The sequence below is a fragment of the Winogradskyella sp. HB-48 genome, from assembly GCF_049942685.1.
GTDB lineage: Bacteria > Bacteroidota > Bacteroidia > Flavobacteriales > Flavobacteriaceae > Winogradskyella.
The window spans coordinates 1,517,713-1,537,398 of sequence record NZ_CP187934.1 but is presented as its reverse complement, the minus strand read 5'-3'; the positions used below and the strand labels follow the sequence as shown (position 1 = coordinate 1,537,398).

20 protein-coding genes and 1 tRNA gene are annotated in these 19,686 nt (G+C 35.2%); 7 read left to right on the top strand and 14 right to left on the bottom strand.

The window, feature by feature from the left end; translation table 11 throughout:
- Nucleotides 1-119: 119 nt before the first annotated feature.
- From ACPX19_RS06850 to ACPX19_RS06815, 8 genes are all read right to left on the bottom strand, one after another.
- Entirely contained in the window at nt 120-290 is a 171-nt protein-coding gene (locus tag ACPX19_RS06850; RefSeq protein WP_426432307.1) for a hypothetical protein, read from the bottom strand.
- Nucleotides 291-749: 459 nt separating this feature from the next.
- Nucleotides 750-823: transfer RNA gene (locus tag ACPX19_RS06845), tRNA-Asp, on the bottom strand.
- A gap of 74 nt (nt 824-897) precedes the next feature.
- On the bottom strand, nt 898-1,827 hold the full coding sequence (locus ACPX19_RS06840; RefSeq protein WP_426432306.1) for a DUF58 domain-containing protein: 930 nt from the start codon (nt 1,825-1,827) through the stop codon (nt 898-900).
- A 128-nt stretch (nt 1,828-1,955) separates the two neighbouring features.
- Nucleotides 1,956-2,273 carry a thioredoxin gene (gene trxA, locus ACPX19_RS06835; protein WP_076618289.1) on the bottom strand — a complete coding sequence of 106 codons (318 nt, stop codon included), beginning with the start codon at nt 2,271-2,273 and terminating at the stop codon, nt 1,956-1,958.
- 112 nt (nt 2,274-2,385) lie between these two features.
- A complete protein-coding gene (locus ACPX19_RS06830; protein WP_426432304.1) occupies nt 2,386-3,531 on the bottom strand; it encodes a serine hydrolase domain-containing protein in 1,146 nt (381 codons plus the stop codon).
- A gap of 1 nt (nt 3,532) precedes the next feature.
- Nucleotides 3,533-7,918 carry a DNA polymerase III subunit alpha gene (gene dnaE / locus ACPX19_RS06825; RefSeq protein ID WP_426432303.1) on the bottom strand — a complete coding sequence of 1,462 codons (4,386 nt, stop codon included), beginning with the start codon at nt 7,916-7,918 and terminating at the stop codon, nt 3,533-3,535.
- Nucleotides 7,919-8,053: 135 nt separating this feature from the next.
- A complete protein-coding gene (locus ACPX19_RS06820; RefSeq protein ID WP_426432302.1) occupies nt 8,054-8,518 on the bottom strand; it encodes a ferritin-like domain-containing protein in 465 nt (154 codons plus the stop codon).
- A gap of 174 nt (nt 8,519-8,692) precedes the next feature.
- Nucleotides 8,693-9,949, bottom strand: coding sequence for a DUF6252 family protein (locus ACPX19_RS06815; RefSeq protein WP_426432301.1), 1,257 nt, complete (start codon nt 9,947-9,949; stop codon nt 8,693-8,695).
- 213 nt (nt 9,950-10,162) lie between these two features.
- On the opposite strand from ACPX19_RS06815, the gene ACPX19_RS06810 reads away from it, so the two are divergent.
- The 7 genes from ACPX19_RS06810 to ACPX19_RS06780 all read left to right on the top strand — a co-directional run bounded on the left by ACPX19_RS06810 (nt 10,163) and on the right by ACPX19_RS06780 (nt 15,608).
- The gene (locus tag ACPX19_RS06810; protein WP_426432299.1) at nt 10,163-10,675 is read left to right on the top strand and encodes a 30S ribosomal protein S16; all 513 of its coding nucleotides are present in this window, start codon (nt 10,163-10,165) and stop codon (nt 10,673-10,675) included.
- Nucleotides 10,676-10,831: 156 nt separating this feature from the next.
- Nucleotides 10,832-11,356, top strand: coding sequence for a ribosome maturation factor RimM (gene rimM / locus ACPX19_RS06805; protein WP_426432298.1), 525 nt, complete (start codon nt 10,832-10,834; stop codon nt 11,354-11,356).
- A 134-nt stretch (nt 11,357-11,490) separates the two neighbouring features.
- Entirely contained in the window at nt 11,491-12,204 is a 714-nt protein-coding gene (locus tag ACPX19_RS06800) for a tRNA1(Val) (adenine(37)-N6)-methyltransferase (RefSeq protein WP_426432297.1), read from the top strand.
- Nucleotides 12,205-12,275: 71 nt separating this feature from the next.
- The gene (locus ACPX19_RS06795; protein WP_426432296.1) at nt 12,276-13,454 is read left to right on the top strand and encodes an acyl-CoA dehydrogenase family protein; all 1,179 of its coding nucleotides are present in this window, start codon (nt 12,276-12,278) and stop codon (nt 13,452-13,454) included.
- A gap of 83 nt (nt 13,455-13,537) precedes the next feature.
- Entirely contained in the window at nt 13,538-14,233 is a 696-nt protein-coding gene (locus ACPX19_RS06790; protein WP_426432295.1) for an SGNH/GDSL hydrolase family protein, read from the top strand.
- 29 nt (nt 14,234-14,262) lie between these two features.
- The gene (locus ACPX19_RS06785; protein WP_426432293.1) at nt 14,263-15,159 is read left to right on the top strand and encodes a serine/threonine protein phosphatase; all 897 of its coding nucleotides are present in this window, start codon (nt 14,263-14,265) and stop codon (nt 15,157-15,159) included.
- Nucleotides 15,156-15,608, top strand: a complete 453-nt coding sequence (locus ACPX19_RS06780; protein WP_426432291.1) for a hypothetical protein — start codon at nt 15,156-15,158, stop codon at nt 15,606-15,608. The genes ACPX19_RS06785 and ACPX19_RS06780 overlap by 4 nt, the downstream gene beginning before the upstream one ends.
- A gap of 44 nt (nt 15,609-15,652) precedes the next feature.
- Here ACPX19_RS06780 and ACPX19_RS06775 read toward each other — a convergent pair whose 3' ends face one another.
- The 6 genes from ACPX19_RS06775 to ACPX19_RS06750 all read right to left on the bottom strand — a co-directional run bounded on the left by ACPX19_RS06775 (nt 15,653) and on the right by ACPX19_RS06750 (nt 19,684).
- Complete coding sequence (locus tag ACPX19_RS06775; RefSeq protein ID WP_426432290.1) at nt 15,653-15,988, bottom strand: ferredoxin; 336 nt, start codon at nt 15,986-15,988, stop codon at nt 15,653-15,655.
- A 7-nt stretch (nt 15,989-15,995) separates the two neighbouring features.
- Nucleotides 15,996-17,051: an NAD(P)/FAD-dependent oxidoreductase gene (locus tag ACPX19_RS06770; RefSeq protein ID WP_426432289.1), complete on the bottom strand. Its 1,056-nt coding sequence runs from the start codon at nt 17,049-17,051 to the stop codon at nt 15,996-15,998.
- Between the two features lie 67 nt (nt 17,052-17,118).
- On the bottom strand, nt 17,119-17,358 hold the full coding sequence (locus ACPX19_RS06765; RefSeq protein WP_426432287.1) for a NifU family protein: 240 nt from the start codon (nt 17,356-17,358) through the stop codon (nt 17,119-17,121).
- Nucleotides 17,359-17,361: 3 nt separating this feature from the next.
- Nucleotides 17,362-18,498 (bottom strand): P-loop NTPase, encoded by a 1,137-nt coding sequence (locus ACPX19_RS06760; protein WP_426432286.1) that lies wholly within the window; start codon nt 18,496-18,498, stop codon nt 17,362-17,364.
- Between the two features lie 224 nt (nt 18,499-18,722).
- A complete protein-coding gene (locus tag ACPX19_RS06755; protein ID WP_426432284.1) occupies nt 18,723-19,052 on the bottom strand; it encodes an MGMT family protein in 330 nt (109 codons plus the stop codon).
- Nucleotides 19,052-19,684: a lysine transporter LysE gene (locus ACPX19_RS06750; RefSeq protein WP_426432283.1), complete on the bottom strand. Its 633-nt coding sequence runs from the start codon at nt 19,682-19,684 to the stop codon at nt 19,052-19,054. Before ACPX19_RS06750 ends, ACPX19_RS06755 begins: the two co-directional genes overlap by 1 nt.
- Between the last annotated feature and the right edge of the window lie 2 nt (nt 19,685-19,686).

The following is a 19,686-nucleotide window of genomic DNA, read 5'->3' as shown; positions in this document are numbered from 1 at the left end:
TTAATATTCAACCAAAGTTAAGATTTTCTAGCAAAGTTATAATCTAAACTATTAATAACTAGTATAGCCCATAACTAAGTTAAGTTATGAGCTATAAATATATCATTATTACAACTGAATTAACCTTGAGAAGGTAGTTGAGCCTTTTTCTTGTTATGTGCCAATAAATCAATTTTTGTTGGTTGGCTAATGTTACTATTTTCAGCAGTTTCAACCTTATCAGATTGTACACCAGATACAGTTAATACAGCAATTGCAACTAAGGCTAAAGTAATTTTTAGGGTTTTCATATATATCAATTTAGGGTTAAATAGTTAATATTAAATTGTGTAACAACTTTTGTTACGCTGAGGGAAGGGAATGGATAATTAACTATAAAAGGCTAACACCTTAAATTGTACTAAAAATAAAACGAGGGACGTTTTAGTAAATGTTTAACGGATTAAATAAAAATCTTGGAAGTTTGATTTGAGGGCTTTCAAGAGGATGTAAATATATAAGTATTTATTAGATAAGCAATGAAATTGTCGATAAAGTAATTGAAAATATCGATTAAATACTGCTTTATTGTTTAAAACTTATTGAAAAAACCTCTTTTACTTTGATCCAAATATATGTATCAAAACAAAAAAGCATCCCAATTTTCTATTTTAGAAAAAAGGAAAGCCTTTCATTGGAAAGCCTCATTTTTATTAGGCTTACACTACATTCAGACTGTTATGTCTGAACAACACAACTTCTTAAAGAAGCGGTCTGGACGGGACTCGAACCCGCGACCTTCGCCGTGACAGGGCGACATTCTAACCAACTGAACTACCAGACCGTTGCATAATTGCGAGGGCAAATATACATTGTCTTTTTAATTCCACAAACAAAAAATAAAAATTATTTATCTGTTTAAACAAATTTTTGCCGCTCAATCATGTAAGTCGTTAATATCTGATTAAAGCCCTTACCAATATCAGCCTCTACATATTTTATTCGATACTGACCACATTTTAATTTCAAAGATTTAAAATAATCACTAACTGCTTTCTCGTAATTCTCCTTTATGTTATCTGGGTATAAATTAATGTGCTCTCCGGTCTCTACATCAATAAATCTTTTAGGGTGATTATCAAAGTTAAACATCAACTCTTTAGCTCTATCAAATACATGAAACAATACCACTTCGTGCTTATTATATTTTAAATGACGAAGTGCTTCAAATAATTTTTTATCATCTTCAGAGGTTTGAAACATATCGGTAAACACAAAAATCAAAGACCGTCTGTGAATCTTTTCTGCAATTTGATGCAAATAGGTATATGTTTCGGTACTTTTTGATTCTGGCTTGGAAATAACAGCCTCACTGAGTTTACTCAATAGCATTTGATGATGACGCTCACTTCCTTTTTCTGCTGCATAAAAATCATACGCATCACTGTAGATGCTTAACCCAACAGCATCACGTTGCTTTTTCAAAATATGCATTAAAGACGCGCAAGCCAAAGCAGAAAATGCTGATTTGTTGAGATTATCTATTGTTGTGCCAGCAGATTCTGGATAATGCATGGACGTGCTGTTATCTAAAATAAGATGACATCTTAAATTAGTTTCTTCATCATAACGCTTAGTATACAAACGATCTGTTTTAGCGTAGAGCTTCCAATCGATATGTTTGGTGCTTTCACCTTGATTGTAAATCTTATGCTCTGCAAACTCTGCCGAAAAGCCATGAAAAGGACTTTTATGCATACCAGCTATAAAGCCTTCAACAACTTGCTTTGCTAAAAATTCAAGGTTTTTGAAACCGCCTGCTTTATTAAGTTCTAACTGTAAATCCATAGCCATCTGTCACTCGCGCAACATCTTCCAAAAGGGAATAATGTTTAAACTCTAATTTTTAATTGTCCACAAACTAAAAAAGGTTTGCCGTATAGACAAACCTTTTATCATTTCTTTTAGAAGACTATTTATAAAAGTGCATCGATTGCTTCAGCATAAGCATTTTTTGGCGCTACTCCTACTTGGCGACCTACCACTTCACCATTTTGGAATACTAATACAGTAGGTATATTTCTTACGCCATACTTGGCAGCAAATTCTTGATTAGCATCCACATCTACTTTACCTACCACAGCTTTACCTTCGTATTCTGTAGAGATTTCATCTATGATTGGTCCTACCATACGGCAAGGTCCACACCAAGCTGCCCAAAAATCTACCATTACTGGTTTATCGCTTTTTAATACTGTTTCTTCAAACGTTGCATCTGTTATTTCTAATGCCATAATATCTATTATTAATTAAGTTCTACTTTATTTACGTAAAATTAGTCAAAAATTCTGCCAAACCTTACAATGGTTGTATTTGATTTGGTTATACAACCATTGTTACGTTTTATCACATTTTTTTCATCACTTTTACAAAAGACTCAAAAAGGTTTTGCCTTAATTCTCTTTGGTCTCTTTCTAGTACTGATACTGCAATACTAGCATCCAATTCCGGAAAATAGTAAACTGCAGTGCCCCAATATCCATTATGACCATAGCCTTTAAGACCTACAACATCTATTGGTGACAATCCTAAGTAATATTCGCCTTCCATAGGCTGAACAGGTTCGGCTTTGGTATAAATCAAATCTAATGTATTCTCTTTGTCAAAAATTTTATGATTGAATAAACTTTGACAAAAAATCGCTAAATCTCTACATGTAGCTGCAATACCACCACCACCATATAAATCTGCTGAATGATCCAAAAGATAACTATCTAAGCCCTCAGAGGTAGAATACTGATATGCTAATGGCAAGGTTTTTTCTGGATACTCTTCAAGAGTAGAAAACCAAGTTTCATAAAGTCCAAGCTTCTCATAGTTTATCAACTCCCTTATTGAAGTGTAAAATGGTGTTTGAGTCACACCTTCAATGATTTCCGTTAGTAAGAGATAATTAACATCGGCATACGAAAATACCTCTTCTGGTTTACCTAATGGCTCACCCAATGTTAGGGCTAGTTTTATTTGTTCGTCTCTTGTATATCTATGCTTTGGGTTTTCTGTAAGCATTTTTGCGTAGTCGTTAGTTACTGCATAATCGTGAATTCCGCTGGTATGATTCAGTAATTGAGCAATCTTAATTTGGGCGGTATTATATCCATCTGCCTTGAGCAAATCATTAGTGGTTTCAAAAATTAAAGTATCAATAGTTTGATTTAAATCTAACTTGGATTGCTCAACCAATCTTAAAACAGCCGCACTTACATACGTTTTAGTATTACTAGCTATTAAAAATGGATGTTTAGGTTGAAGTTTGGATTTTTCTTTATCAGAAAATCCTGAAGAGCCACTCCAAGAAATTCCTTTCTTTGGAGACTCTATATGAACCAAAAGGCCAACGGCATCTTTATTTTCATCGTAAATAGAATCTAAAATAGATTGAAAAACTTGAGTTTTACCTTCCTCTTTTGATAAAACTTCAGGCTGTTTCTGAGTCTGTTTACAACTAAAAATGAAAAATAAGATAAGACAATAAATTAGACTATTTTTCATTTTAATTCAACTTATAGTTAACATCTAAATCTTTTAGCTCCTTTAGTAGTTCTTGAGAAATTCTCACCTTATGTTTTCTACTAGGCATATTCAATTTTAATTTTTCAGAATTATCGTAAACTACAAAATTTAGAGAATGGTTGCCTTGGTGTAATTTGAAAACATCTTGCAAACTAGAAATAGTATCTTCTTCTAAATCATTAACGTCTAGTTGAATAGATAATTTCTTAGCGTAAGCATCCATAACATCATGCAATAGCTGAAAATTATTAAACTGAATCCTTGGCTCTCCTTTCTGTCCTGTTTCTCTATTGGCCCAACCTTCTCTTACATAAGCTCGTACATATACAAAGGAGTTTTGAACCAAGAAATGCCTAAACTTTAAATAATCCTCACCAAAAATTCTGAATTCATAACTATCTGTATAATCTTCAATAGTAAAAGCAGCCCAACCTTTGCCTTGTTTGCTTAAGCGATGTTGCACATCTGTAACAACACCTCCAAAAGTGATTTCTCTATTAACTACTGACTGTAAATCGTTAAAAGCAGAAATGGTTCCGTTACAAAAGTTTTTCATTTCTATTTTAAAATCATCTAGTGGGTGACCAGAAATATATATACCAACCACTTCTTTTTCTCTCGAAAGCTTTTCCATAGTTCCCCATTCTTCACATGGTGGTACTTGAGGTTCAGGAATCTGAACCTCACTTGCATCGCCAAACAAGCTTACTTGCGCTGAGTTTTCATTTTCTTGGTACTTAGCTCCATAACGCATCGCTTTTTCTAAAAATGTAATTCCGTCTCCATCATTTGCAAAATATTGCGCTCTATGGGTGTCTTCAAAACAATCGAATCCTCCTGCATAAGCTAAACCTTCAAATGATTTTTTATTAGCTGCTCTAAGGTCAACACGCTTAGCCAAATCAAAAATAGATTTATAGTTGCCATCCTTTTTCCTATTCTCTACAATAGTATTTACAGCACTTTGACCCACACCTTTTATAGCTCCCATTCCAAATCGTACAGCATTATCCTTATTTACCGAAAACTTATAATAACTCTCATTTACACTTGGCCCAAGTACTGGTAAACGCATACGCTTACATTCTTCCATAAAGAAAGTGACTTGTTTAATATCGTTCATATTGTTAGATAGTACCGCAGCCATATATTCTGCTGGATAATGGGCTTTTAAATATGCTGTTTGGTAAGCAATCCATGCATAACAAGTAGAATGGGATTTATTGAAGGCGTAACTCGCAAAAGCTTCCCAATCTTTCCAAATTTTTTCAAGCTTTTCCTTGTCCATACCTTTGGCAGCAGCCTGCTCAATGAACTTTGGCTTCATTTTATCGAGTACTGCTTTTTGCTTTTTCCCCATTGCCTTACGCAATACATCAGCTTCGCCCTTTGTAAAATCAGCTAACTTTTGAGATAATAACATCACTTGCTCTTGGTATACTGTTATACCATAGGTTTCCTTTAGATACTCCTCCATTTCTGGTAAGTCATAGATAATCTCTTCTTTACCATGCTTTCGATTGATAAAGCTTGGAATGTATTCCATTGGCCCTGGACGATAAAGTGCATTCATTGCAATAAGATCATCAAAAACTGTTGGTTTAAGATGTTTCATATGCTTTTGCATACCTGGTGATTCGTATTGAAAAATCCCAACTGTTTCACCTCTTTGAAATAAGGCATAGGTTTCTTCATCATCTAAAGGGAAGTTCTCTGGGTCGAGAGCAATGCCATGTCTTGCTTTTACAATCTTGACCGTATCCTTGATTAAGGTTAAGGTTTTAAGCCCAAGAAAATCCATCTTTAACAATCCTGCACTCTCAACTACTGAGTTGTCAAACTGGGTAACATATAAATCGGAATCCTTTGCTGTGGCAACAGGAACGTAATTGGTAATATCACCAGGCGTAATAATTACTCCACAAGCGTGAATACCAGTATTTCTGACCGAACCTTCTAGTACTCTAGCTTGATTTACGGTTTCGGCTTCCAAATCTGAACCATCTGAAATATTGAGCAATTGATTGACTTTTTCTAGGTCTTCCTGCCTGAATTTCTTTGCCAAATCTTTTTCAGACAATCCAAAAATCTTACCCAATTTAGACATCGTAGGTATGAGTTTGGCAATACGGTCTGCATCGTTTAGTGGTAAATCCAATACACGTGCTGTATCTCTAATGGAAGATTTGGCAGCCATTGTACCATAGGTAATGATTTGCGCTACCTGATTGGCACCATATTTATCGATTACGTACTGCATTACACGACCACGACCTTCATCATCAAAATCGATATCGATATCTGGCATACTTACACGATCTGGATTAAGGAAACGCTCAAAAAGTAAATCGTACTTAATTGGGTCTATATTGGTAATCCATAAACAGTAGGCTACAACAGATCCAGCTGCTGAACCACGACCAGGACCAACAGACACATCCATTTTTCTGGCTTCGCGAATAAAATCCTCAACAATGAGGAAATATCCTGGATACCCAGTATTTTCAATAACGCTTAACTCAAAATCTAATCGTTCTTTAATTTCAAATGTAATTTCACCATAACGCTTTTTTGCACCTTCATATGTTAAGTGCCTTAAGTAGGCATTTTCACCTCGTTTACCTCCATCTTTTTCATCCTCCGAATGCTTAAATTCGTCTGGAATATCAAAAGCAGGCAATAATACATCACGAGCCAATTCAAAAGGCTCAATTTTATCAACCACTTCTTGAATGTTGACAATGGCTTCAGGAATATCCCTAAACAAAGCCTTCATTTCTTCTGTAGACTTAAAATAGTATTCCTGATTTGGTAATCCGTAACGATAACCTCTTCCTCTACCAATTGGTGTGGCTTGTTTTTCGCCATCTTTTACACACAATAAAATGTCGTGAGCATTGGCATTTTCTTGCTCTACATAATAAGTATTATTAGTAGCAACGACTTTAACATCATGCTTTTGAGCGAACTGAATTAGCACCTGATTAACACGGTTTTCATCCTCTTGATTATGACGCATCAATTCGATATATAAGTCGTCTCCAAAAGTATCTTTCCACCAAATCAATGCTTCTTCTGCTTGGTTTTCCCCAATATTCAACACCTTACTTGGCACTTCACCATATAGGTTTCCTGTTAAACAAATGAGATCTGATTTGTATTGTTCAATTAATTTTTTATCGATTCTTGGAACGTAGTAGAAGCCATCAGTAAATGCTGCAGAAGATAACTTTGCTAGATTATGATAGCCTTTTTTATTCTTTGCTAAAAGTACAATCTGGTATCCATTATCTTTTCTGGTTTTGTCAGTATGATCTTCGCAAACGAAAAACTCGCAACCAACAATAGGCTTAATGATTTTACCCTTCTTTTCCTCACCTTTTTCCTCAGCTTCTTTATGTTTTGCTTTTACTGATTTATTATGATTTGAAACCGCTTGAACAAAGTGAAACGCTCCCATCATATTACCGTGGTCTGTTAATGCAACGGCAGGCATATCTTCTTTAGCTGCTGCTGCAACCAAATCCCCAATACTAATAGTAGATTGTAAAATTGAAAATTGAGAGTGGTTATGAAGGTGTACAAATTCTGCATCAGCTAGCTTCTCAACAACTTTTTTGTCAGTCTTTACAGGTGTTTCTTGTGATTGCTCCTTTTGTAGTCTTGCACTAATCTTGGAGCTTTCGCGTTTTAGATTTAGATGTTTTAAACCCAAAAGTTGAATAGGTTGCGGGTTGACCTCAGAAAATTTCTCAAAATAATCTGGCTGTACATCCAACTCTTCTTTGGTATATTCTCTTCGCCTTACCAATTCCAAGAAGCAACGTGTAGTTGCTTCAACATCTGCAGTTGCATTATGAGCTTCAGCAAAAGGCTGATCAAACAAAAATTCATGCAACTCAGTAAGTGTTGGCAGCTTAAACTTACCTCCTCGACCTCCTGGAATCTTGCACAGTTCTGCAGTATGCTCAGTACAGGTGTCTAAAACAGGGAGTTCTTGCAGTTTATTTGCTTTATCTTCCCGCACAAATTCCGCACCCATAATATTGAGATCGAATCCAACATTTTGTCCAACAATAAACTTGGTTTGCTCTAATACAGCATTGAATTTTTCTAAAACCTCTATCAGAGGCAGTCCCTGCTCTTGAGCTAACTCTGTAGAAATACCATGAATTTTCTCTGCGTCATAAGGAATATTAAATCCGTTAGGTTGTATTAAATAATCTTGGTGATCTATGCAATTTCCCATGGCATCATGTAGTTGCCATGCAATTTGTATAGCTCTTGGCCAGTTATCAGTATCTGTTATTGGCGCATCCCAACGCTTAGGCAAACCTGTAGTTTCCGTATCAAAAATTAAGTACATAAATACTGTTATCTTACTCTAAATTGAACTTTAAAAATACTAAATAAACCTTCCTTTATGAGCAAAAGTTATAAACAGTTGTAAACAAAAAAGCCACGCTTTCGCGTAGCTTTACCTTAACCTAATTCGGAATTATTATGACAATACTTCCTCATATAATTTTACTGAATTAATTGCGGCTTCAATCGCGTTTCTCTGCTCTCTGAGTAATTCAATTAATCTTGAAGGAAAATTATTGTTACTTAACAATTCATTATATTCTTCCAAACTTGCCTTTTCACCTCTCAAGGCTTCATTTAGAATGGCTTCTTCATTATTTGAGGAGAACGTTGCCTTTAATGTCATCCAATTTCTATGCATCATACCTTTTAAGCTTCCTGAATCTTCAGGTATTTCACCATAAGTCAAAATCTCTGTTCTTAGTTGGCGTGCAAATCTAGAACGTTCTTCAGCTCTATTTTTAAAGAAGTTCTTTACTTCAACATCATCAACCTCTTTCATGGCATTTATGTACCCTTTTTCGGCATCATAATTCTTCACCAATAATTCGTTTAACTTGTCTGAAACTATTTTTTCGTACTTCATAATATCTTTTATCATTTTTTAATTTCAATAAGTTTTTTAAAGATGCGTATTGTTTCACATCTGTATATAGAATAACATTATGACCCCTTCATGTCAAATAATTTAACAAGGTTTAATAGTATTTAACAGCCTTTAACAAAAAAGCGCTATCTGTAAACCAGATAGCGCTTTTCGTAATTGTTTTATTTCTTAAACTTGAAGATAATCTGGGATACCATTACCATCTGTATCATCATTAGTTGGGTCTCCATCCATATTTGCATCTTCATTTATAGTAAGTATACCATCACCATCATCATCAGTATCCAAATAATCAGCATCTCCATCTCCATCTGTATCTGTAGGATTACCATTAGCATCTAATTGCAACTCAATAGATGTTGGGACACTATCACCATCATCGTCATCGTCCAAATAATTTGCAATACCATCCATATCCGTATCGTCATTAGCAAGGTCGCCATCTCCATTAAAATCTTCAAAAACATTTGGCACACCATCTCCATCATCGTCACCACAGTCTAAGCTATCTATTTCGGCTTGGATTGAACCGTCTTGATCACCACAAAAATCAATCTGCTCTTGAAGATATAATTGATACTGAGCACATTTTTCATCAAAAGTGCCCATAGTTGCAGTATTATACTGTACTTCTGCTACGTTTCTATTATTTGTGGCTATATCGCAACTTAATTGACAATTACCTAAATCATCAATCATTTGCTGAATAGAACCATCCAAATCACCACAATAATCACGCTGAGACATTAAGGCACTAGTGTAGGCATTACAAGCAGCTTCAAATCCTGCACTATTCACAAACCCATCAGCATCTACTTGCTGAGCTGCATTATAAACTGTTTGAGCTGCAGTTGCATCCATTTCTTTATCTAAACATGTTATTGGGTCGGCTGGTATACTCCCTGATATTAATGGCACTCTATAAAACACTCCGCCATAAATTGGTCCATTCTGTCCAGTAACTGGGTCTACGCCTACTTGATCTGTTAACCCTGTAAAATTAACCGATTGAAGACCAGAAGCATTAAAGGCAGTGAACCTAAAAGTACCTGTAAACCTGTTATTATCTATCTCATTTAATCTTATTTCGCCATATTCTGGGTAAATTGAAATACTTGGATCTGGTCTATTGTTAGTTGAAAAAACAGTCCCATCCGCCCTTGTGAAACGCGCCTCAATAGTATTGACATCGCCAAAAACATAAACGCCTACAGCAACTGTAGGGATAATTAATTCTAGAGTTTCAATGTTATTAGTTCCAAAAAGCGTTAAAAATCCATTTTCATCAATACTAGCCGAGAAAGCTTTTGCTCTCCAAGATGTTCCATCCAAAGAGCCTTGAAATGCCGGTGAGTTAAACTCAACTTCATCTCCACAGCTAAATACTGATAATAAGGAAAGGGATAAGACTATTAATTTTTTCATTATTAAGCGGAAATTAATCTTTGTTTCAAATATAACGAAACAAGAATCCCAAAAGTATAATAATTTTTAATACTAGGCTTATGTTCAATAACACTTTTGGTTAAAGTGAAAATCTTTCAGTTAAAATGGTTAAAAGGTTTAAAAATTAAAAAAATGTCTTATCTTTGCGCCCTCATTAATAACAGAGGTCGAGAACCTCATTAATTAATTATTATGCCTGTAAAAATTAGATTACAAAGACACGGTAAAAAAGGAAAGCCTTTTTTCTGGATCGTAGCAGCGGATTCTCGCGCTAAAAGAGACGGTAAATACCTAGAGAAATTAGGTGCTTACAATCCAAACACAAATCCTGCAACCATTGACCTTGATGTAGATGGAGCTGTAAAATGGTTAGAAAATGGTGCACAACCAACTGATACCGCTAGAGCTATCCTATCTTACAAAGGTGCTTTATTAAAGAAGCATTTAGCTGGTGGTGTTAAAAAAGGAGCTTTAACTGAAGAGCAAGCAGAAGCTAAATTTAATGCTTGGTTAGAGGAAAAAGCGTCAAAAATTCAAGCAAAAGCTGATGGTTTATCTAAAGCTAGTGCTGATGCTAAAGCTAAAGCATTAGAAGCTGAAAAAGCTGTTAATACAGCTCGTATTGCTGCTGCAGCTCCAGTTGTTGAAGAACCGGCTGAAGAAGTAGTGTCTGAAGAAACAACTGCTTCTAACGAAGAAGAATAAAAATTAAATTTTTATACTTTTAAGCCCTGACAAACATGTCAGGGTTTTTTATGCAAAAAACTTTCTTTTGCATAATACTGAGCTTGTTTCAGTATCTAAAACTTGAATGATTAATGACCCTGAAATAAATTCAGGGTGACAAACCAGAAATTTGTCATGAAAAAAGAAGATTGTTTTTATTTAGGGAAGATTGTGAAAAAGTTCAGTTTTAAAGGAGAGCTTTTGGCCAAATTAGATACTGATGAACCTGAGCTATATGAAAATTTAGATGCTATATTTATAGACCTAAGAGGTAACCTTGTACCTTTTTTTATAGAATCTTCCCAGTTGCACAAATCTGACTTACTTAGATTAAAATTTGAAGATGTAGATACTGAAGCAGATGCAGACACCTTAATAAAATCAGATTTGTATTTACCCTTAGATTTACTTCCTAAATTAGAAGGTAATAAATTTTACTACCACGAAGTTATTGGGTTTAAAATTACAGACAGCAACTTTGGAGAAGTAGGAATCATTAAAGCTATTAACGACTCTACAGCCCAAGCCCTTTTTGAAATAGACAGAGATGGTACTGAAATCTTGATCCCTATGAACAACGAATTCATTGTTAAAGTTGACAAACAAAAGAAAACCATTGAGGTTAGTACACCTGAGGGGTTGATTGATTTATACCTATAAGGCTATTTGTCGATCTGAACTGTCACACTGAGCTAGCCTATACTGAGCGTAGTCGAAGTATCGAAGTGTTGTTTCAGAATCTTTTTATAAACAAATCTCTCGAGATGCCGAAATGAATTCAGCATGACAACAATATGAACAAACCATTTACATTCAAACAATTCTCTGTTAACCAAGACCGCTGCGCCATGAAGATTGGCACAGATGGAGTTTTGTTGGGTGCATGGACTTCTATAAGGCACAATCCCTTTAATGTTTTAGACATTGGTTCTGGCACAGGAATTTTGAGTCTGATGATAGCCCAACGTAGCAAGGCTGAGCAAATTGAGGCTATTGAAATTGATGACGACGCATATGAGCAATGCTCTGAAAATTTTGAAAATTCACCATGGAACGATCGTTTGTTCTGCTACCATGCGTCGCTTATAGAGTTTGTTGAGGAGGTTGAGGATACTTTCTATTTAATTATTTGCAACCCTCCTTTTTATTCTGAAGATTATAAATCCGAAAACAAATCAAGAGATTTGGCGCGATTTAACGATGCTATGCCTTTTAAACATATAATCTATGCCGTAGACCATTTGCTTGCTGAAGATGGTCTGTTTTCAATCATTATTCCAAAAAAAGAGGAAAATGGCTTTATTAAACTAGCGTCTACTGTTGGACTCAATACACAGCGTATTCTTCATGTAAAAGGTAATCCAGATTCTGACATAAAACGTAGTCTGATTGAATTTTCCTATCACGAAACAACCGTAAATATTTCGGAATTAATTATTGAAACTTCAAGACATAATTACACTCAAGATTACATTGATTTAACTAAAGATTTTTATTTGAAAATGTAGTGCTTATGTTGGGCAATGAAAACGTTTTCGTTACTTTTGTTGTCCGTAAAAATTGAAAACAACATTCTATAATGAAACCAGATTTATTCGAAGCTCCTGATTATTATAATTTAGACGAATTATTAACCGAAGAACACAAATTGGTTCGTGATGCAGCAAGAGAATGGGTAAAACGTGATGTTTCTCCAATCATTGAAGAAGCGGCACAAAAAGCAGAATTCCCAACATCAATTATTGGTGGCTTGGCTGAAATTGGAGCTTTTGGACCTTACATTCCTGAAGAATATGGAGGTGCTGGTTTAGACCAGATTTCTTATGGTTTAATAATGCAAGAAATAGAACGTGGAGATTCTGGTGTGCGTAGTACAGCATCTGTACAATCGTCTTTGGTTATGTACCCCATTTGGAAATATGGTAATGAGGAACAGCGTCAAAAATATTTACCAAAACTAGCTTCTGGTGAGTGGATGGGTTCATTTGGGTTAACCGAACCAGACCATGGTAGTAACCCAGGAGGAATGACCACAAATTATAAAGACATGGGAGATCACTACCTTTTAAATGGTGCGAAAATGTGGATTTCAAATGCTCCTTTTTGCCAAGTGGCTGTCGTTTGGGCAAAGAATGAAGAAGGTCGTATTCACGGTTTAATCGTAGAGCGCGGCATGGAAGGCTTTTCAACGCCAGAAACCCATAATAAATGGTCATTAAGAGCATCGGCAACAGGTGAGCTTATTTTTGATAATGTAAAAGTCCCTAAGGAAAATCTTTTGCCAGGGAAATCTGGTTTAGGTGCACCACTAGGATGTTTAGATTCTGCTCGCTATGGCATTGCTTGGGGAGCTATTGGAGCAGCTATGGACTGTTATGATACTGCTCTGAGATATAGTAAAGAGCGTATTCAGTTTGGTAAGCCAATAGGCCAGTTTCAGTTACAACAAAAGAAACTAGCAGAAATGATTACAGAAATTACAAAAGCACAATTATTAACATGGAGATTAGGTGTGTTACGTAATGAAGACAAAGCTACTTCAGCTCAAATTTCTATGGCAAAACGTAACAATGTTGATATGGCTATAAATATTGCTAGAGAAGCTAGACAAATGCTTGGTGGTATGGGAATCACTGGTGAGTACAGCATCATGCGTCATTCTATGAATTTAGAAAGTGTAATTACTTATGAAGGTACACACGACATTCATCTACTCATTACAGGTTTAGATATTACAGGCTTAAACGCTTTTAAATAAAAGAACACTGTTTCTTGATGTTAAAATGCTTCTCTTTTTTGGGAAGCATTTTTTATTTTTAAGAATGTCCTATCTTTACTAACATGAAGAAGTTCGCAGTTTATATATATTTAATTCTTAGTATATTTAGTTGCAATACAAATGACGATGTTTCGCCAAGAGCACCTCAAACCTATTCTATTTTATCATTAGGTGACAGTTATACAATTGGACAGAGCGTTTGCGAAACCTGTCGTTTTCCTGAACAATTGAAAGATAGTTTAATCTCTAATTTTCCGACAGAGAATTCGTTTAATCTTCAAATTATTGCGCAGACTGGATGGACAACCACAAGCCTTATCAACAACATTAATTCTGAGAATCCACCGAGCAACTTTGACCTAGTCACTTTATTAATTGGTGTTAATAACCAATATCAAAATAGACCTTTCTCACTGTACGAGGAAGAATTTCCGATTTTAGCCAATAGAGCAATCGCATTAGCGCAAGGAGATGCAAGTAAAGTTATTGTTGTTTCCATACCAGATTATGCGTTTACACCTTTTGGCCAGGGTTTTGGGTTTTCGGCAACAACATCAGAAGAGATTGACCAATACAATAGTTTTGCAGAAAACTACTGTAATGCTAACGGAATTACTTTTATCAATATTACCGATATTACACGTCAAGGATTAACAAATCCTAATTTGGTAGCCTCTGATGGTTTACACCCATCTGAATTAGCCTATTCATTATTTGTAGAACGGCTACTTCCTTTAGCTATTGAAAAAATCCAATAAGTTTTACTACTTTAGACAAAACCTTACTTATGTCATCTAAATCGAGATTAGATCGCGCTTATAATACTGCACATCGCATCACGTTTGATGATACTTCTAAATTTATTCTATTTAGCGACTGCCATCGTGGTGATAACAGTTTTGCTGATGATTTTGCCAATAACAGAAACATCTATTTTCACGCTTTAAAACACTATTATACAGAAGGTTTTAGTTATTGTGAACTTGGAGATGGTGATGAATTATGGGAGAACCTTTCGTTCGATTCGATACTCAATGCACATAAGAACGTCTATATGCTTATGAAGCAATTTCATGATGAAGGCAAGTTACACATGATTTGGGGCAATCATGACATGGTGTACAGAGATCCTAAATATGTAGAAAAACATTTATCTACCTATTTTGATCCAAAAGTCGGTGAAGATGTAGAATTATTTTGCGACATAAAATATCATGAAGGTATTATTTTAAAGCACTCTAAAACTGGGCAAGAGCTGTTTTTATGCCACGGACACCAAGCCGATTGGTGGAATTATATTTTTTGGAGATGGAGTCGTTTTTTGGTTCGTATACTTTGGAAACCTTTAAACGTTATGGGTATTGCCGATCCTACAAGTCCTGCAAAAAACTACAAAGAACTTATAAAAGTAGAACGAAGAACTAAAAAGTGGATTGTTGAAAACAATAATTTAGTAACTATCGTAGGGCATACGCATAGACCACGTTATCCCGAGCCAGGCCATATTGCCTTTTTTAACGATGGTAGCTGTGTACACCCAAGAAGTATTACTGGTCTTGAAATTGAAAACGGCAATATTTCACTGATTAAATGGCAAATAGCAACAACAGATGACGGCACTTTGAAAATTGTAAGGGTTTTGCTTGAAGGACCTACTCCTTTAATTGATTATAAGACTGAATGAATTTTAATGAAAAAATAGATTTATTTAAAAAGAGGTTTTCTTCGAATGATTTTTCTGTTCCTCAAAGGAATAGAAAGAAAATTCTTAGAGAAGTTGAATCCAATTTCATAACTCTACCAAAAGATTACTATGAATTAAACAATACGAATAATAGATTTTCAAATTGGTGGGATAATACAAATGGCTCAATTAACGAAATTAAATCATCTGAAATTAAAACTCAACTAATTGAAATCCTGAATGTGAATGAGGTGCACTGGATAGCATGTGAATTTTCAAACCATATTTTAATTTATAAAGCATCAGTACATTCAATATTTGAGTTAATTAACTACACAAAAAATAATTCAAATCAGTTTCATATAGTTCAATTAAAATATGAATACATGATTAGTTTAATTGTTCAGGATAATAAAACGATTATAAAAAAGTGTAATAAGAGAAATTAACCAAGAAATTAGATTTATCTCTTTATTCGTGAGCTATACAAGATTTAAGACTCTGGCGCCAGCTCCACTTCTAAACCTTCCAATTCAGGTGTAATTGGTATTTGGCAGCCTAATCGAGAATTATCTTTTACATAAAAAGCTTCAGAAAGCATGGCTTCTTCATCATCTTGCATCTCAGGTAATTTGGTATCACTAAGCACATAACACTGGCACGATGCACACATAGCCATTCCTCCACATACACCAATGGTACCTTCTGGCGCAAGCTCATATGAGCGTACAACTTCCATAAGATTCATAGCCATATCGGTTGGTGCTTCAATCTTATGTGTTACACCATCACGATCAATGATTGTTATATTAACGTCTTGATTTTCCAAATGATTCTCATTCTATTGCTTTAACAACAGCTTTTGGTGCTTCTTTACGCGTACCATCAAAACCGTCAACACCACTAACTGTTGTGTATTTTAAAACATATCTTTTCCCTGGATTTATAATCTGATATGCCGCTTGGCACATCAAGGTTGCCTCGTGGAAACCACAAAGAATTAGTTTTAATTTACCAGGATAGGTATTGACATCTCCAATGGCAAAAATTCCTGGGATATTGGTCTGATAATCCAGAGCATTATTCACTTTGATCGCATTCTTTTCAATCTCCAATCCCCAATCAGCAATTGGTCCTAACTTAGGTGACAAACCAAATAATGGAATAAAATGATCTGTTTCTAATATGAATGGCTCTTCATTCTCTTTAGTTACCTCAACGCTTTCAACTTTATTATTACCATAGATAGCTGTAATTTCAGCAGGAGTAATTAAATTGATCTTACCAGCAGATTTTAATTCTTGTACCTTTTCTACAGAATCTAAATGTCCCCTAAACTCATTTCTTCTATGAATCAATGTCACTTCGGAAGCTATATCAGCCAAGAATATACTCCAATCTAAAGCAGAGTCTCCACCACCAGCTATCACTACTCTTTTGCCGCGATACATTTCCGGCTCTTTGATCATATACTCTACACCTTTGTCCTCGTAATCGGCAATATTATCTATTAAGGGCTTTCTAGGTTCAAAACTTCCCAAACCACCAGCAATTGCCACAACAGGTGCCTTATGTTTAGTGCCTTTATTTGTTGTAACTATAAATGTACCGTCTTCTTGCTTTTCAATAGTATCGGCACGCTCTCCCAATGTAAAACCAGGCTCAAACTGTTTGCATTGCTCCATTAATTTATCGGTTAAATCACCTGCTAAAATTTCTGGGTAAGCGGGAATATCATAAATGGGTTTCTTAGGATAGATTTCTGAGCATTGCCCACCTGGTTGTGGAAGTGCATCAATAAGGTGGCATTTTAATTTCAATAGTCCTGCTTCAAAAACCGTAAAAAGTCCTGTTGGACCAGCTCCTATAATGAGTATATCTGTTGTAATCATGTTGTTGAGAATTGGAGACAAATTTACTAATGTGGTATAATGTAAAATGTGACTAATGTCACACTTTCTACTCTACATTAATTACACGTTCTATTTGTGGAGCATATTTTTTGATGGTCATTTCCACTCCAGACTTCAGGGTCATTTGATTAACACTACAAGATGTACAAGCCCCAACCAATTGTACTTTTACTAGTTTACCATCATCTATGGATAATAAATTGATATCCCCACCGTCACTTTGTAAAAACGGACGAATCTCGTCTAATGCTTTTTCTACATTTAATATAAGTTCTTCTGAGCTCATGTACTATTTCTTTACGGCAGAACATCCTGCCATTGTTGTAATTTTTATTGCTTCTGTTGCTGGTAAATTTTCATTTCTGTTGACAACTTCTTGCACTACATTTCTTGTTATTTCTTCAAACGCTTCTTCTATTGGTGTTGCTGTTTGCAAAGCCGCTGGTCTACCAACATCACCTGCTTCACGTATGCTCTGTACAAGAGGGACTTCACCTAAAAACGGAACTTCTAAATCTTGAGCTAGATTCTTGGCTCCTTCTTGACCAAAAATATAATACTTATTCTCTGGCAACTCGGCTGGTGAGAAATACGCCATATTTTCTATGATACCTAACACAGGTACATTGATACTATCTTGCTGAAACATAGCCACTCCTTTTTTAGCATCAGCTAAAGCTACATTTTGAGGTGTACTTACAACTACAGACCCTGTAATAGGCAATGCTTGCATGATGCTTAAATGAATATCACCTGTACCTGGAGGTAAGTCTAATAATAAGAAGTCTAGTTCGCCCCAAGCGGCATCAAATATCATTTGGTTTAACGCTTTTGAAGCCATAGGACCTCTCCATATCACAGCTTGGTCTGGCTTAGTAAAAAATCCTATAGATAGTACTTTTACACCATAATTTTCAATGGGCTTCATCTTAGATTTACCATCTACATTTACCGATAATGGTCTTTCGTTTGCCACATCGAACATAATTGGAATAGAAGGACCATAAATATCAGCATCTAACACACCAACCTTAAAACCCATTTTAGCTAAGGTTACGGCTAAATTAGCAGTTACAGTAGATTTTCCAACACCGCCTTTGCCTGAAGCAACAGCAACTATATTTTGAATTCCAGGAATTGGTTTTCCTTTGATTTCGTTAGCTTTTGGTTTTGCAGGTGCATCAACCTTAACATTCACTTTTATTTTAGCCTTTTCATAAACCTCTTTATGTATGGTTTGCAAAATTTCAACTTCGGTCTTTTTCTTTGCTTGTAGGCTTGGGTTTTTTATAATAATATCTACTATAACCTCGTCTGCAAATGTTACCACATTAGTTACCGCACCACTATCTACCATATTTTCTCCTTCACCAGGAGCTGTTATGGTTTTTAGCGCATTTAAAATATCTTGTTTTTTAAGCTTCACTCTTATCTAGATTTATTCTAAATGCAAAGATAATCAATAAAGATAGAAGTATGAAGCGTTAAACTAGAAGTTATTTATGGCTTGATTGAGGAAATAAATATGTGATTATTTGTGAATTTTTAAAATTTAAGAGATAATTGGATTTTTAGATTCTGAAACAACACTTCGATACTTCGACTGCGCTCATTACAGGCTAGCTCAGCGTGACAGTTCTGGATGACAGATTAAAGTTCCTTTGAAGGATCCCAAAACAAAGCTTCGAAATTTTGTATTTGGTTATCCATAATCTTAACACCTTCGTTTTCTAATAATTGTTGCATAAGGTTGGTGCCTTCAAAGTGGTGTTTGCCTGTAAGCAACCCATTCCTATTGACTACCCGATGTGCTGGCACATCTTTTCCACCAGAATTATTCATAGCATAACCAACAATACGAGCACTTTTTGTAGCACCCAAATATTTTGCTATAGCACCATAACTTGTGACTCTTCCATATGGAATAAGTCTTGCTACTTCATAAACTTTTTCAAAAAAACCGAAAGTTTCGGGTTTCATTATAACTCTTTAAGAATATTTATAAAAGTGACTAAAGCTACAATTCCTGTTATGATTCCAATGCTGTAATTCATACTCTTTTGAGAGGTGATTTTTTTATCTTTTATCTTATCGAAAAAGAAAATATAGAAGTACAACATTACAAATGTTCCCATAGCCGCACCAGTAACGTAAGTTACAATACTGGTTTTCTCAAAATCCAACCAACCAAATGATGCTAAGGTAATCGTCATATAAGCTTGATAAGGAATAGGGAACACATTTAATGAAGACAATAGCATACCATGGAAAAAACGGCTTCTCTTGCTCATAATATCTGCTTCTTGCACGTTGGTTTCTTTTTGGTTTCTAGCAATAACCAAAAAGTAAATCGTAATAAGCACAAAAATCACAAAAGCCACACGTTGCAATATTTCTACAATATCTGGTCTATTTGATAAATAGCGTGCAAAAATAGCCGCAACATAAGTTTGAATAAACACTACTAAACAAACACCTGAAGAAAAGGTAATACCACGACCTGGCCCTTCCTTAAGACTTATCTTAGCGGCTGTCATATTTAGCAAACCTGGTGGAATAACACCAATAAGTGCCACGAAAAGTCCGAGGAAGAAAACAGCTGTAATACTCAAGC